Annotated in this window: 14 protein-coding genes; 5 read left to right on the top strand and 9 right to left on the bottom strand. The window is 60.4% G+C overall.

Annotated elements, in window-relative coordinates:
- Positions 1 to 435 precede the first annotated feature (435 nt).
- Positions 436 to 2043 carry a D-alanyl-D-alanine carboxypeptidase gene (locus tag DCO57_RS14840; RefSeq protein WP_244287949.1) on the top strand — a complete coding sequence of 536 codons (1608 nt, stop codon included), beginning with the start codon at positions 436 to 438 and terminating at the stop codon, positions 2041 to 2043.
- A gap of 17 nt (positions 2044 to 2060) precedes the next feature.
- On the opposite strand, the gene DCO57_RS14835 is transcribed toward DCO57_RS14840, so the two are convergent.
- The 3 genes from DCO57_RS14835 to DCO57_RS14825 all read right to left on the bottom strand — a co-directional run bounded on the left by DCO57_RS14835 (position 2061) and on the right by DCO57_RS14825 (position 4278).
- On the bottom strand, positions 2061 to 2768 hold the full coding sequence (locus tag DCO57_RS14835) for a DnaJ domain-containing protein (protein ID WP_116699686.1): 708 nt from the start codon (positions 2766 to 2768) through the stop codon (positions 2061 to 2063).
- A gap of 211 nt (positions 2769 to 2979) precedes the next feature.
- Positions 2980 to 3720: a VWA domain-containing protein gene (locus DCO57_RS14830; protein ID WP_116699685.1), complete on the bottom strand. Its 741-nt coding sequence runs from the start codon at positions 3718 to 3720 to the stop codon at positions 2980 to 2982.
- A 123-nt stretch (positions 3721 to 3843) separates the two neighbouring features.
- A complete protein-coding gene (locus DCO57_RS14825; RefSeq protein ID WP_116699684.1) occupies positions 3844 to 4278 on the bottom strand; it encodes a DUF1489 family protein in 435 nt (144 codons plus the stop codon).
- A 120-nt stretch (positions 4279 to 4398) separates the two neighbouring features.
- Here DCO57_RS14825 and DCO57_RS14820 point away from each other — a divergent pair, with 120 nt between their 5' ends.
- From DCO57_RS14820 to DCO57_RS14810, 3 genes are all read left to right on the top strand, one after another.
- Entirely contained in the window at positions 4399 to 5283 is an 885-nt protein-coding gene (locus DCO57_RS14820) for an SDR family oxidoreductase (RefSeq protein WP_116699683.1), read from the top strand.
- Between the two features lie 112 nt (positions 5284 to 5395).
- The gene (locus DCO57_RS14815; protein ID WP_116699682.1) at positions 5396 to 5938 is read left to right on the top strand and encodes a hypothetical protein; all 543 of its coding nucleotides are present in this window, start codon (positions 5396 to 5398) and stop codon (positions 5936 to 5938) included.
- 514 nt (positions 5939 to 6452) lie between these two features.
- Positions 6453 to 7208: a DUF599 family protein gene (locus DCO57_RS14810; protein WP_116699681.1), complete on the top strand. Its 756-nt coding sequence runs from the start codon at positions 6453 to 6455 to the stop codon at positions 7206 to 7208.
- Here DCO57_RS14810 and DCO57_RS14805 read toward each other — a convergent pair.
- Together DCO57_RS14805 and DCO57_RS14800 are read right to left on the bottom strand one after the other, a co-directional pair.
- Positions 7094 to 8341: an adenylate/guanylate cyclase domain-containing protein gene (locus DCO57_RS14805; RefSeq protein WP_116699680.1), complete on the bottom strand. Its 1248-nt coding sequence runs from the start codon at positions 8339 to 8341 to the stop codon at positions 7094 to 7096. The genes DCO57_RS14810 and DCO57_RS14805 overlap by 115 nt on opposite strands.
- A gap of 239 nt (positions 8342 to 8580) precedes the next feature.
- On the bottom strand, positions 8581 to 9390 hold the full coding sequence (locus DCO57_RS14800; RefSeq protein WP_116699679.1) for a YdcF family protein: 810 nt from the start codon (positions 9388 to 9390) through the stop codon (positions 8581 to 8583).
- Between the two features lie 373 nt (positions 9391 to 9763).
- Here DCO57_RS14800 and DCO57_RS14795 point away from each other — a divergent pair, with 373 nt between their 5' ends.
- On the top strand, positions 9764 to 10165 hold the full coding sequence (locus tag DCO57_RS14795; protein ID WP_116699678.1) for a Clp protease ClpP: 402 nt from the start codon (positions 9764 to 9766) through the stop codon (positions 10163 to 10165).
- A gap of 132 nt (positions 10166 to 10297) precedes the next feature.
- On the opposite strand, the gene DCO57_RS14790 is transcribed toward DCO57_RS14795, so the two are convergent.
- The 4 genes from DCO57_RS14790 to DCO57_RS14775 form a co-directional block, all read right to left on the bottom strand.
- Complete coding sequence (locus DCO57_RS14790; protein ID WP_116699677.1) at positions 10298 to 10912, bottom strand: ATP-dependent Clp protease proteolytic subunit; 615 nt, start codon at positions 10910 to 10912, stop codon at positions 10298 to 10300.
- Positions 10913 to 11142: 230 nt separating this feature from the next.
- The gene (locus DCO57_RS14785) at positions 11143 to 12000 is read right to left on the bottom strand and encodes an adenylate/guanylate cyclase domain-containing protein (RefSeq protein ID WP_116699676.1); all 858 of its coding nucleotides are present in this window, start codon (positions 11998 to 12000) and stop codon (positions 11143 to 11145) included.
- Between the two features lie 211 nt (positions 12001 to 12211).
- Entirely contained in the window at positions 12212 to 12619 is a 408-nt protein-coding gene (locus tag DCO57_RS14780) for an ACT domain-containing protein (RefSeq protein ID WP_116699675.1), read from the bottom strand.
- A 283-nt stretch (positions 12620 to 12902) separates the two neighbouring features.
- Positions 12903 to 13595, bottom strand: coding sequence for an SDR family NAD(P)-dependent oxidoreductase (locus DCO57_RS14775; protein ID WP_116699674.1), 693 nt, complete (start codon positions 13593 to 13595; stop codon positions 12903 to 12905).
- Positions 13596 to 13646 lie beyond the last annotated feature (51 nt).

The following is a 13646-nucleotide window of genomic DNA, read 5'->3' as shown; positions in this document are numbered from 1 at the left end:
CCGGTCTTCACCCTTCGCCTCCGGACATGAGAAAAGCACGGAATTTTATCGCAATGCAAAAAAATCAAAGCAAAAATTCGATATGTACTGTAATAGTATAGCCCCTCCCCAAAAACAGAGAATGACTCAATCTTGTTTACTCGAAAAAGAAGAATAAATTACATTATTCATTTCAAATCTTCGCAATTATAACTTTAGATAAAATTTAACCAAGGATTAACCCTATCCAAAAACTATTTTTTAATGTGGTTTTTATGATGACTATTTACACATTCGTAACCGTGTTTCCCTCAAATGACCCGAGATCGATGGAGTGGCGGGTTTGAATCGCTTGGGGGTTAAGATCCGACCCCGGCCGCTCCAGACACGAACCACCTGACCCGGAATGGGATAGTAATTGTGTTTGGTATGCGTTTTCTCCGAAATGCACGGGTGATGACCCGGACGGCAAAAATCCTGACCCTCGGCGTCCTTCTCTTCAGCGTCCCGGCTGCGGCACTGGCCAACTCGAAATATGCCGGTATCGTTGTCGATGCGAAGACCGGCAAGACGCTGTACGCCTCCTCCGCCGATGCCTATCGCTACCCGGCTTCGCTCACCAAGATCATGACGCTTTACCTGGTCTTCGAAGAGCTGGAAGCCGGACGGCTGTCTCTGAATTCCAAACTGAAGGTCTCGAAATATGCCTCGGGACGTCCGCCAACGAAACTGGGACTGCGTCCGGGCGAGACCATCAAGGTGAAAGACGCCATTCTGGCACTGGTCACCAAGTCCGCCAACGATGCCTCCACGGTCATCGCCGAGAACATCGGCGGCTCCGAGCGAGCCTTCGCCGAGCGCATGACCCGCACTGCACGCCAGCTCGGCATGAGCAAGACCACATTCAAGAACCCGCACGGCCTGCCGAATTCCGCTCAGCGGACCACGGCGCGCGACATGGCGACCCTCGGCCGCGCGATCCAGGAACGCTTTCCCAGCTATTACGGCTATTTCAAAACCCGCGCCTACAAATACAAGGGCCGGACCTACGGGAACCACAACAAGCTCCTGGGCCGGGTCAAGGGCGTGGACGGTATCAAGACCGGCTACACCCGCGCCTCGGGCTTCAACCTCGTCACCTCGGTCAAGCGCGACGGACGCCATATAGTCGCGGTGGTCATGGGTGGAAGGACGGGAGCCTCGCGCGATGCCCAGATGAAGAAGCTGATCAGCCGCTATCTTCCCAAGGCCAGTCGCGGACCGAAGACGGCACCGGCGATCGTTCAACGGACAATCGCGCCGACCTTTGTCGCCGCCTCGCTCAAGAACCCGCCCTTGCCGACAGCCAAGCCGGGCAGCAAACCGGCCCCTGCGACCGGTCAGCCGATGGTGCTCGCCTTCAACGCGCCTGTAACGGCCTCCGTCGTCCCCGCACCGCCGCCCGCACCGGTCCCCGGTTTCGGCGACCAGGTGCCGCTTCCTCCGAAAATGATCGAACGGCGCTTTGACAGCACCTTCGCCGTGGCAACGTCCCTGCCCCCGATCCCGCCGGAAAGCCCGGACACGCCGCTAACCACGAATTCGATTTCGGCTGCCGCATTGAGCCAGGCCGCCCGCAAGAAAATCATCGGCAACGGCAACCGCCAGGTCGCCTCAGCCTCGGCGCAACCGCTCAAGACCGTCAATGTGGAAACCATACGGGTCGACACAACGCCGGTCGAAACCATCAGCGCGGAAATCGCAGAAGCCGCTGCAAGCCCGTCGGAAGCGGAAGACGAATCCGTCACCGTCGCCACCAGCGATACCCGCGACATCGAGCCGGGCTGGCAGGTTCAGATTGCCGCCGCCGAAACAGAAGGTCAGGCCATCACCATGCTCAAGAAGGCCAAGGCCCGGACGGGCGCCGCCCTGCGTGGACGCTCGCCCTACACGGAACCGGTTGAAGCCAATGGACAGACCCTCTACCGGGCGCGTTTTGTCGGCTTTGAAAGCAAATCCGCAGCCTGGAATGCCTGCAAGAGCTTGAAAAATGCCAAATATGCCTGCTTCGCCATCTATCAGTAACCGCGTAACGGATGCCGTCAATGTCCTCTGAGAAGCGTGTCTTTAGCCTCGTTGATTTTCGCCGCGAGGAAACCGGAGCCTCCCTGGTCGGGATGGACCTTCATCATAAGCCGGCGGTGCGCGGCTCGAATTTCCGCGTCCCCGGCATCGGGAGAAAGCCCCAGGATCTGGTAGGCCTCCTCATCTGTCATGGCGCCCGGGCTCGCCGGGCTTCCCTGCCGCTCTGCTCCATCCGGCTGGAAGTTTTCACGCCAACCGGCAAGCCGGCGGTCGAGATAAGCTTCGACTAGTTTCCGGCTCTGGTCGTCCCGGGATGTCTCGCGCCAGAAGGCTTCCAGGTCTTCGTCGCCCAGATCGTCCAGTCCGCGGCCCTCATAGCGGCCGGTGAGAACGGTTCCCGTCATCGCCCCGCTATCGTGATCCAGTTCCATCTCGACCATCGCGGTCCGCACCCGCGATTTCTGTCCGGATGTTTTGGTCGGCTTGTAGCCGCCCGCAAGGCCGCGCAGGCCTGAAATTCCCAATACAGAAAGCCCGAGCCCAAAGAGCGGGACCGCAAAGACAAAGCGCCCTCCGAACGCGAACAGGGCTGCAAGGCCGATCAGGAAAAGACCGCCAATGAGCCGAAGTTTGCGCGCGAGCGCCTTCGGATTGGCGTTGATGAAACTCTGACCTGCGGCAAGAAGCACTGCCAGCAGGATAATGCTGATCAAGAGATAGATCATCCGACAGTCCCGGTCCGGAGTGGTGAATACCGCCGACGTCCTGCCATGCCCATGCCTCCCTGGCAACGCTCTCCGGTCGAACCGGGTGGAACGCAAGACATTTAGGATCTGTCAGGCGCCCGCTTTGGAAACCATCCCCGGCTTGCGGCAATTCGCCGAAAAAGGCAACCGGCATGGCGAATGACGACCGGATCCCGTCGCAGCAGCAAGACTACCCCCGACCGGGCTTCAGCTGCTCCAGAAGCAGGCGCGCCCCTTGTCCGCCCTGCCGCTCCAGGGTCCTAAGGGCCGTGTGGCCGCCACTGGCGAACACGGCAACGGCCTTGAGAAGATCGGCCAGTTGCTTCGCCGACCCTGCGTCGAACGGACAATAGACGCCGTTGGTCAGGCGCGCCATTTCCCGAAACGCCCGCTCGGCAACTGCGTCCCGCCCTTCCTGGAAGAGAAACATCGGAACACCCAGCAGTCCCAATTGCCCCGCCTTGTCGCACAGCAGATCGACATCCTCTTCCATGCAGTCGCCGACATAGACCAGCGCTGCAATCTTCTCCCTGTCCGCCGCGGCCAGAGCCGCCGACAGGACCTTGCGGATTTGCGTCTGGCCGCCCTGGCAGGCGATTGCGCCCATAGCCCGGGCCAGGGCCTCCCCGCTTTCGAACCAGCGCGACGCCCGGCACTCCCCAAAGCCGCGGAAATAGACAAGCTTGATCTTCAGGCCGCCGACCTTGTCCGCCTCCTTGAACATTTCCGCCTGGATCTGACAGGCCCGGTCCCAGGTGGGCTGCCGGCTCATCGTCGCATCCAGGGCAAAGATCAACCGTCCGCCGGTGTCGGACCGGGGCTCGGCCTGTTTCGCTTTCTCCAGAAATCGGGTGATGTCGGGCGCCGCGGACAGCGCCGCGTTTTCCTGCCGGACAACCGCCTCTTTTTCCTTGTCCCGGTTTTTCACCATTCCCGTCCGTCCCTCATGCCGAAGTCCTGTCCTTGAAACTGGGGCCGGCAGAGCGCCCCGGCAAGACTTCTTTCGCGCCAGCGCACCGCAGGGCCATCCGGACACAGACGGCACACGGATCGTTCAAAGCAGACAAAGTTCCGTGAGATCCCGGCGCATGGCCTCCGGCATGGACTGCCCCGTGCCGCCGATCCTGAGATCCGCCGGTGCATCTGTCGCTTTCAGATACCGCCAGCCCTGGAACGGCCGTCTGGGCTGATACTGCGTCAGCACCAGCCGCGGTTCCAGCACCAGATCGCACCGCTTGACGCCGGAATCGTCCGTGAAGGGCCGGATATCGAGAAGATGCTGGCGTGCCTGTATCTTGCCCTTGATCACCCAGTAGAGCGAGCCGCCGTCCAGCAACTCATCCCTGCGCGTCGGTACCATGCGCGTCGTGTGGGTCGTCTCCTCGGCAAGCCCGGCCATGCGGGCCTGCTCCACCCGGAAATCGATCCAGGCCTGCAGGGTCTCGACACTGTCTGCGCCCACGCACAGTTTCACCAGATGCAAGGTCATGATCCTGACGTAACAGGCCTGCAGACAAGGTCAAGCAGCGCCATGAATCCAGCGGTGGATTTTGCACAGGCTCGACAGGTTGATCTTGCACCGCACTGCCGAAAGGAGTTCTCTTTGCCCATGGATGTTTTTGTGACGGGCGGCACCGGCCGGATTGGCGCCGCCGTAGTGAAAAGACTGAAAGACGAAGACGTCAGGATCATCGGTCTGGCCCGCTCCGATGCGGCCGCGGAAAAGCTGAGGGCATCGGGTGCCAGCGCTTACCCGGGAGACCTGCGCAGTCCTGAAAGCTGGGTCGGCAGGGCCGCCTCCTGCGATGCGGTCATACACACCGGAGCAACCTTCACCAACGACATGGGACGGGTCGACCGCCAATCCATGCTGGCTCTCAAACAGGCCGCCAAACATCGCAAGCAGCCACTCAAGGTCGTCTATACCGGCGGCACCTGGCTCTACCCGGCTGTAACGGGCACAAACCCCATCACCGAGAAAACGCCCTTTTCGCCCCTGCCTGCCTTTCGCTACATGACCGAGACCATCCGGACTCTTTCCAACGGCACCGACCTCAACCTGGCCGTCATCCATCCGGCCCTCGTGTGCAGCCGCACCGCCGGTCCGATCGCGGAAATGACCCGAGCACTCGAGAAAGGCCTTCCTTTCGAAACGCGTGCCACTGCGGACACGCTCTGGCCACTGGTGGAGGCGGATGACCTTGCCGCGCTATACGTGCTGGCTCTCAGGCAGCCCCGCTTCAGGATGTCGCTCATCGCGAGTTGCATCCAGGGTATTTCCGTCGCCCATCTCGCCTCGCACATTTCCGCAAGACACGGATTGCCGCTGGAGATCGAAACACTGCCGGTTCCCGAGGATGCCGATCCGGATACGGATTGGCAGGCGGGTTACGCCCTGTCGCAATCGGTCGATTTTCAGCATGCCCGCCGCGCCACCGGCTGGCAACCGGAGCATTCCACGATCGAGGACCTGGTCGTCGCCCTGTCCAGATGACAAGATCACTTTCGATATTTGCAGCCAGTGCCTGACGATCGGAAATCCGATCAAAACTTTTTAAATTTTTATCCAGTTATAATCGCATGCACCCAAATAAAGGGACCCTGCGATGCTCAGACGAGTTGCCGTATTTCTGGCTTTTGTTTTTCTTTCCGCGCCGATCCAGGCCGCAAACGACTATCCGCTTGGCGAATTTCGCGTGATCAATTCGTCCGGCTTTGTCGAGACGGACGGTGTCCGCCGGGACCTTCCCGCAGATCGTACCGTGGCGATCGCAAGCATTGCCCGGGACTCCGACGACAGCGTGATCGTTGCAATCAACGGGTCGACAATCCGGCTTCATCCGCTGAAAAACGGTCTCGCCGCGCTTGAATGGAATGCCCGGGGAACGGCCATGTTGCACAAGAGCGATATCGTGTCGCTGCTGGAAGAACGGGCACCGGCCCAAATCCCGGTCTGGGGCGCCGAGCTTGCCTGGCCGGCCCTGGGACCGGTCCAGATGGTTCTCCTGCCGTTCGGATTTTCCGCCTATACCGGTTTTCTGATCAGCCACCCGGACAACAGGACCGTGGTCAGGGAAATGGAATTCCGCCAGGTATTCGGCCCGGCCGGCCGGCCGCAGTTTTCAGCCAATTCCAATGGCACTCCCTAGAAGAGCGATTGCCCTGGTCTAGTCTGGTCCGCTCCGCCGAACGCCTATCGGCCGTTTCACGCCCCCCAAAACGAAAAAGGCGCAGCCTGCCGCTGCGCCCTTGTTCTGAAAACGTCCCGTTGACCTATCCGGCCACGGCGACGGCTTGTTGTGCACTCTCCACATCGTTGAACAGAAGTACCATCGTCAATGCTACCCCGACTGCAGCGACAGTCCAGAGAGTGACGCTCCAACAAGATTTCTGCACGTTTTCGTCCATTAAAGCCCTACACTTTGTTGTCTGATGCCTGGCCCCCTGCGGCCGTAAATGTGGCACCTTTGAGGCGACGAGGTAAACGATCCCTTACCATTTCGCAAGTGCAAAAAAAGTACATCAGCAATGACATTTACGCGGAGCTGCGATTTCTCATATTTTCCATGTGCTTATAGTTTATCACCAGCCCTTTGGAGACACCGGGAAAACTCTGCTATGAGTTCGCTGTCCGCTTCCAACTGAACGACTGAAAGGTTCTCCATGAATCCGCTCTCACAATTGGACATGGCTGCCGCTGCCTGGTTTCTCTGCGCCTGGTTCGGATTCAATTTGCTGATCGATATGAGCCCGCTGCGCGGAAAAACCCTGTCGAATGCGATGGATCAGTACCGTCTCGGCTGGATGACGACGATGTGCTCGCGGGATGTGCGCATCATGGACACGTCGATCATGACCGGGCTGCAGCAGGGAACCGCCTTTTTCGCCTCGACCGCGCTTCTGGCCATCGGTGGCGGATTCGCGCTGCTGGATTCGACCGACAGGATCCTTGAGGTCGCCGGCGACCTTTCATTTCCCGTTGAGCACAGCCGGGCCCTGTGGGAAGTCAAGGTGCTGGGCCTGATGACCATATTCGCCTACAGCTTTTTCAAGTTCGGCTGGGCCTACCGTCTCTTCAATTATTCAAGCATCATCATGGGGGCCGTCCCGGAGCGGAGCAAGGCGAGCGAAGAAGAGATCCACCAAATGGCGCTTCAGGCCGGGAAACTCAATGTACTGGCAGGGCGTCACTTCAACCGCGGCCAGCGGGCCCTGTTCTTCGCGATCGCCTTTCTGGGCTGGTTCGCGGGGCCCTATATCTTTGTTGCAACGACCTTCGCGGTCCTGCTGGTGCTGCTTCGCCGTCAGTTCGGCTCGCTTGCGCGCAAGGCGGTCGTGTCCGGGCAATACCCGGTCACCGCCTTTTCGGAAAAGTCGGGAGAATATACCGCCACGGGCTCGTCGAATCCCTTCACCTGATACCGGCCGTAGAGACCCGAGCGGCACCCCATGATCTCCGCCAGCGCATCGGAGACCAGCACCTGGCGCTTCAGGTCCTTGGCCAGTTCCGCGATGCGCGCAGCCAGATTGACCGCCGGCCCGACAACCGTGAAATCCAGACGGGTCTCGCTGCCCACGTTGCCATAGAAGACATCTCCCGCATGCAGGGCGATGCCGACACTCAGGTCCGGCGTGGCGGTACAGGTGTTGGACCTGTTGATCTCGGCGATCCGCTCAAGCGTTTCCCGGGCGGCAAGCAGTGCCTGAAGGGCGGCCTCCCTGGCTTCCTCCTGCGTTTCGAACGGGAAGATCGCCATCACCTCGTCGCCGATGAACTTCAGAACCTCGCCGCCATGGGCTTCCACGGCCGCCGTCATCGCGCCGAAATACTTGTTCAGGAATACAACGATCTTGTCCGCCGGCAGCGTGTTCGACAATCGCGTGAAACCGCGGATATCGGCAAAGCTGACCACCGCCTTGATCCACTCGCCGTCGCCCCTGCGGGTGGTGCCGTCCAGAACCTTCAGTCCGGCCCGCCGCCCGACATAGGTTTCCAGAACCGTTTCCGCGGTTCTGCGAAGCGTTTTCAGCTCGCAGACAAGCGCCAGCGGCCGGATGAGGGAGTCGAACACACTGAGATGAGAGCCGGAAAAACCGGCAGGTTCCTTCGTCGCGAAAGAGACAACCTTGACCGACCCGTCGGAGAAGGGCATCGGCAGTGCGATATAGTCCGCGTAGCCTTCCGCGCGCAGTTCGCTGATGATCGGATAGTCCGGCTCCCCTGCACGCTCCGGTGAGATTTTGACTCGTACGGGCTCCCGTGTCTCGTGAACGCGCTTGATCGGACTGGCCGCATAGGCCTCTTCCTCAGACCGATCCGCCTTGTAGAGCAGCAGTTCCTTGGTTCCGTCACTGGTCCAAATGGAAGATTCCGCGCGCACGTTCGGATGGACGACCCAGATGCCCGTCGTCACCCGGTCCACCGGCACCTTGCCGTTGCGCAGACGGCGGCCAAGCTCGCTGACAATCTCCAGGGTATCTTTCAGATGAGACGCATCGCTGTAGAGCCACTGAACAATGTCCGCCGCAACAATCGGCGATTCTAACACCATCCGCCCACATCCTTTCAAATTCCGTGATTACACTGACGGCACATCGCATTGGCGTTCACCCGAACGCGCATGGATCTGACATATTATAATCGCTGAGCTTTCCACCCATTCCGACATCAATTCATGTCGGAGCGCGCCCTGTTGTCCTGCAGCCAGTCTGCCCTGCCGCCACTATATGGTGCCATGACGGGGCCTGTAAAAGGGTCTGACCGGGAATTCCCGCCCTGAATTTTATCCGGTTACTGGGGGTCGGGCGGAGCGGGAAAGAAAGCGGTGCTGCGCCCGGTGGCCCGATAGACGATCAGCCCGAGCCATTCCCGAAAGGCGATGTCGAACCGCCGTAACCCCTTCGACGCACCGGAAAAGCCGAGTGACAGATCCTCTTTGCCCCGGGTGCGGTAATCGACCGGATAAGCCGTGACGCCGGTCCAGCCCGCCTTCTCGAACACCCCCATCGACCGGGGCATGTGATAGGCGGACGTTACAAGGAGCCATCTTTGTCCGGGCCGGGGATCGATGAGCTCTCTGGTGAAGACCGCGTTTTCCCAGGTGTTGCGCGAGGCATCTTCCAGAATCACCCTGTGTGCCGGGATACCGAAATCCTCGAAAAGACGGGCCGCCCCCTCCGCTTCGGTCGACTGGGAGGAGATGACAACACCCTTCCCGCCGGTATGAATGACCTTGGCCGCGGGAAGCTGGCCTGCAAGGCGCGCCGCGATCGTGATGCGCTCGCCTGAAGTGGTCAGGGCCGTATCGCCGCGCCCGCCGGTCACCACCGTGTCGACAGCGCCCCCCAGCACAATGATTCCGTCAAATCCATCCACCTGCGCGGGCCTTGCAAACCGTTCCTCCAGCGGCAGGATCAGCCAGTTGGCGGCCGGGGAAAACCCGCAGACCGCAAGCCCCAGCACACCTGCCCAGGCAACCAGGCGGCCGGTTCGGCGACCGCGGGTCCAAGCACTCGATATCAACCCGGCCAGAACCAGCGCGATCAGGAAATTGGAAGGCTGTATGAAAAAATAGCCGATCTTGGCCAGGTAAAAAAACATCTTCAGGCTCCACCGGCCGATACCCCTAAAGCGGGACAGGATCGCGACAATCCGGCTTTTATGAGGTCATTGGCAAGGTCGCCGGGAACGGGCGTCCGCTCTGTCGACAGTTTTCAGACACGCCCCCCCGCCATCCGCGTCACCGGAGCGTTTTCGCACTTCGGCACTGTAATAAATCTGTGACCTGCCTGACACATTTTATCCCCGTCTTGCGCCGCACGTCACAACGGCCCGAGTCCGGGCGGCCGGATACCTGCCCTGCAAACTCCGCGGTTCCTTCGCAAAGAAAACAATCGTGATCCGCATCACAGGACCACTGGCAAAATTACGGCACTTAACAGGCATCGTTTCGACTGTAATCGAGGGTAGGCAGATGACACTCTATATGAAACTCGGTGGACGCAAGGCAATCATGCAGGCCATGCCACGCCTTCGGACCCGCCTGGAACAGGATTCCTGTTTCGACCTGTCGAAATTCCGCCAGGAGTTCGAGACTTCGGACGATCTGTGCGAATTTCTGACCTTCCTGTCCGGAGGCGCCCCGTTCTATGACGGCAAACCCGTCGCGGAACTGCTGACGCCTGTCTGTCCTTCCCAGGAGACCTATCAACGCTTTGTCGATCACCTGGTGGCGGTGCTCTTCGACGGCAGCGCTTCCGGTGAGGAAAGCGTACTCCGCGACGTGATGGAACGGCTCCGCCCCCAGGTGCTGAACCCGAAACCCGTGGCTCCGGTGCTGGTGTATTCCGCCAAACGGGAAACATTGAGCGCATAGGCAGCGCCCGCGCATGCCTGTCCGCTTTCGGACAGGCGGCAATCTGCGGAATAAAAAACGCCGGAGGGGACCCTCCGGCGTTCGGATTTCAACAAGCTGACGGGCAGACAGCTCCAGCTTTCCGGCAGATGATCAGCCCAGCTCGTCCACGCTGGTGACGACCTTGCCGACAAGACCGTATTCGATCCCCTCGGAGGGGCTCATCCAGTAGTCCCGATCGGTATCTTTCTCGATCCGCTCGATGGGCTGGCCGGTCGCATCGGCGAAGATCTGGTTCAACCGATCCCGCATCTTGATGATTTCCCGTGCCTGGATTTCGATATCCGTGGCCATGCCGCCGGCTCCGCCCGACGGCTGGTGCAACAGGAAGCGGGTGTTGGGGGTGCAGAAGCGCTTGTCCTTGGGCACGGAGACATAGATCAGCGCGCCGGCGCTGGCGACCCATCCCATGCCAAGGATCCGCACTTCAGGCGCGATGAACTTGATGGTGTCGTGGATCATGTCACCGGATTCGACATGACCGCCCGGAGACGAGACGATGACCGTGATCGGATCGTTGGAAACCTGCGCCAGCGCAAGAAGACGGGCGCAGACATCGCGGGCCATCTCCTGGCTCACCGGACCGGTGATCAGCACTGTCCGCGCTTCGAACAGATGCTTGTCGACCTGAATCGACGGCTGGCTCTTGGCTTTGTCCTCATCGTCTTCGTCGAGGCGTGCAGGCACCGTGGTCGAATAGTTTTTCATGCGCAGGATTAAGCTCCCTTGGCTGCTGTGCCGGTGATACCGGCGTTCTCTAAGGCATCCCGTGTTCGGGTGAATGCGCGATGCTCTTGCGTTTTCAGGTTCAGGCGGGCGATTCAGCCCTTCTTGCATTGATCCATGTGTAAGCGAAGTGGCGAGCTCTCGCAAACGGTGAGACAGTCAATAGCGCGAAAAGAGTTATCAGATCGGCAACGCGGTCCTCACCACCGGCTTCAGTCGCCACGCTGGATATTCCCTTCCACAGGCTTTTCCCCGCGTCCGACGATCACGTGCCAGATCAGCATCATGGCGAAAGGCAGGGACGGCCAGACGAACCAGAGCTCGGACAGGCCGGATGTCAGCAGGTTGAGAACGAAGAAAAAACCGATCATGAACACGCTGCCACGCACGCGCTGCGGCTGTGCGCGAAGCCAGCGCCTGGCCTGTTCAAAGCCGTTTGCCACCGCCTGCGTATCTTTCTCCAAATCATGAGGCCCGTCGCTTTCGCCCGCCGGCGTCGCGGCCTCCTCCTCACCGGGAAGAGAGAAGCTCTCCTGCGGTGCATTGCGCCCGCCCATACGCACCAGGAAGGTTTCGACGGGATCCGTCACATTCTTCACCTGACGGGCCCCCTGCGCATCGAAGCCGATCGCCATCTTGGCCTTGACCTGTTCATATACGGATTGAGACAGCATGATGCCGCCGGTCGGGGCCAGTTCCTGCAGGCGCGCGGCAACATTGACGCCGTCGCCGTAGATGTCGTCGCCTTCCACCATGATGTCACCGAGATTTATCCCGATACGGAACTCCATCCGGCTGGAATCGGGAACATCCGCATTGCGCAGCGACAATTCGTTCTGGATGTCGACAGCGCACTGGACGGCCTCAACTACCGATGAAAATTCGATGATGACGGCATCGCCCCAAGTGTTGACGATCCGGCCGTTGTGGCTTTCCGTCAGGGAGGACATCACTTCACGGTAGGCCTTCAGCCTGTCCAGGGTGCCGTCTTCGTCGCGCTCCATGAGCGCCGAATACCCCGCGACGTCCGCGCACATGATCGCCGCGAGACGGCGCTTGACCCGTTGCATGCTGCTACCTCTGACTGGCCCTTGCGATCCGTTCACACGATCGGCGTGAACGCTATGGACCCGACTCCAGACCGGTTCTTCGAACCGCTCGTTGCCATCGATGCTCCGCTTTCGCACCCTAGCTTAGGAATGGTAAGCCGGACCGGAAATTGCAAGGAGAATTCGGTTCGAATTCCGTTTCCGGCGGGTCTTTGCCCGGCCTGTCCACTGTTCATCCCGCCGCATCCGTCAGGTTTCTCAGCTCCTGCAGCGCCTCCTCGGCACGTTCTTCCGGAACGAAGACATGATCGTGAAAAAACGCCGCGACAACATTTGCCGATATGCCTTTTGCGGCCAGAGCGGTGGCAACCGCGGCCGTGAGTCCGACCGCCTCCAGTGACGAATGCACCGTCAGGGTGATGCGCCGGAACCATTCGGCCTCAGCCAGTCCCAGCTCCCGCGCCCGCTCGGCCGGAAGAATGGCCGTCACGCCTTCCGTCTCGGAAAACAGGCAAATCGGATCGTAAGCCGCCAGCTCCGCAATGCTCCGGGAAACGAAGGTGCAAAAGACATACGGCTCCGGATCCAGCATCGGCCGCATGTTTGAAATCAGGGTGACAAGATCCGTTTCGCCCGTCATCCGCGTCTTCCCCGTTGCAGCATCCGTCCCGTCGGCGGCGAAGGCGGGCAACGGCGCATAATGTCGTCAAACTCGACACGATGGAAAATGAACGTCATCCCTGCCCCCGATGCCACGGCGTTTCCGGCCCGGCGAAATCAGACGCGGTCCCGCGGCACCCCGGCGTCAGCGGATGGATCTGTTCGGCTTCGCTGGTCATCACCTGAAACTCCTCCCGCAGACAGAAGAACACGGAAGCACGGTTCTCTTCAATGGCGGACATGCTGGAAGAAAGGCAGTGGGGTCACCAGGGAATGGTCTTGCCGAACTGGTCGTAAAATCCACCGGACTGTTCGGGGGTAAGCCGGCCTGCAAGAGAGACAAGCCGGCTGGCGGCAAGTTCGGCAGACTGAACATCCAGCCCGGTTTTGGCAAACCCGTCGCTCAGGGATGTGTGAACCGTTCCGGGATGCAGCGCCACGCAAATGGCTTCCGGGGCCCTGCGCCTCAGCTCGACCGAGGCCGTACGCACCAGCTGGTTGAGCGCCGCCTTCGAGGCCCGATAGGAATACCAGCCGCCGAGCCGGTTATCCCCGATCGACCCCACCCGGGCGGAAAGCGTCGCGAACACGCAGCGTTCCGTTGGCGGCAACAGGGGCAGGAAATGTTTCATCAGCAGCGCCGGCCCGATGGCATTGATCGCGAAATTCCGCGCCATTGCAGCCGGGTCGAGTTCCCGCAGGCTTTTTTCCGGGCGGGATCCCTCGACGGAGAGAACACCGGTCGCATCCAGGATCAACCGGCATGCGTCACCGCGCGCCCTCAGGCGGTTGGCACATGCCTCCACCGTTTCCTCGTCCAGAAGATCCAGAGGCGGATCGGAGGCCCGGCCGAGACCCACGACCTCATCAAATCCTCCCTCTCGGGAAAGCGCCTGAACGAGAGCCGCGCCGATGCCCCCGCCTGCTCCGACAACGACCGCGAGATCTTGCGCCATTGGTGCCCCCTGAAACATCCATTCGGGCGCATACGCATTCGCGCCGGGGAA

This window comes from Labrenzia sp. 011 (genome assembly GCF_003075075.1).
In the GTDB taxonomy this organism is placed as follows: domain Bacteria; phylum Pseudomonadota; class Alphaproteobacteria; order Rhizobiales; family Stappiaceae; genus Roseibium.
Note: the sequence above shows the minus strand (reverse complement) of the source record. Positions and strands in the feature narration are given on the sequence as shown.

Bases quoted from the DNA above. Each gene is read 5' to 3' on its own strand.
- DCO57_RS14790 (WP_116699677.1), bottom strand. From the start codon at position 10,912: ATGAAAAACTATTCGACCACGGTGCCTGCACGCCTCGACGAAGACGAT.
- DCO57_RS14780 (WP_116699675.1), bottom strand. From the start codon at position 12,619: ATGACGGGCGAAACGGATCTTGTCACCCTGATTTCAAACATGCGGCCG.
- DCO57_RS14800 (WP_116699679.1), bottom strand. From the start codon at position 9,390: ATGTTTTTTTACCTGGCCAAGATCGGCTATTTTTTCATACAGCCTTCC.
- DCO57_RS14805 (WP_116699680.1), bottom strand. From the start codon at position 8,341: ATGGTGTTAGAATCGCCGATTGTTGCGGCGGACATTGTTCAGTGGCTC.
- DCO57_RS14795 (WP_116699678.1), top strand. From the start codon at position 9,764: ATGACACTCTATATGAAACTCGGTGGACGCAAGGCAATCATGCAGGCC.
- DCO57_RS14830 (WP_116699685.1), bottom strand. From the start codon at position 3,720: ATGGTGAAAAACCGGGACAAGGAAAAAGAGGCGGTTGTCCGGCAGGAA.
- DCO57_RS14815 (WP_116699682.1), top strand. From the start codon at position 5,396: ATGCTCAGACGAGTTGCCGTATTTCTGGCTTTTGTTTTTCTTTCCGCG.
- DCO57_RS14840 (WP_244287949.1), top strand. From the start codon at position 436: ATGACCCGGACGGCAAAAATCCTGACCCTCGGCGTCCTTCTCTTCAGC.
- DCO57_RS14825 (WP_116699684.1), bottom strand. From the start codon at position 4,278: ATGACCTTGCATCTGGTGAAACTGTGCGTGGGCGCAGACAGTGTCGAG.
- DCO57_RS14785 (WP_116699676.1), bottom strand. From the start codon at position 12,000: ATGCAACGGGTCAAGCGCCGTCTCGCGGCGATCATGTGCGCGGACGTC.
- DCO57_RS14835 (WP_116699686.1), bottom strand. From the start codon at position 2,768: ATGATCTATCTCTTGATCAGCATTATCCTGCTGGCAGTGCTTCTTGCC.
- DCO57_RS14820 (WP_116699683.1), top strand. From the start codon at position 4,399: ATGGATGTTTTTGTGACGGGCGGCACCGGCCGGATTGGCGCCGCCGTA.
- DCO57_RS14775 (WP_116699674.1), bottom strand. From the start codon at position 13,595: ATGGCGCAAGATCTCGCGGTCGTTGTCGGAGCAGGCGGGGGCATCGGC.
- DCO57_RS14810 (WP_116699681.1), top strand. From the start codon at position 6,453: ATGAATCCGCTCTCACAATTGGACATGGCTGCCGCTGCCTGGTTTCTC.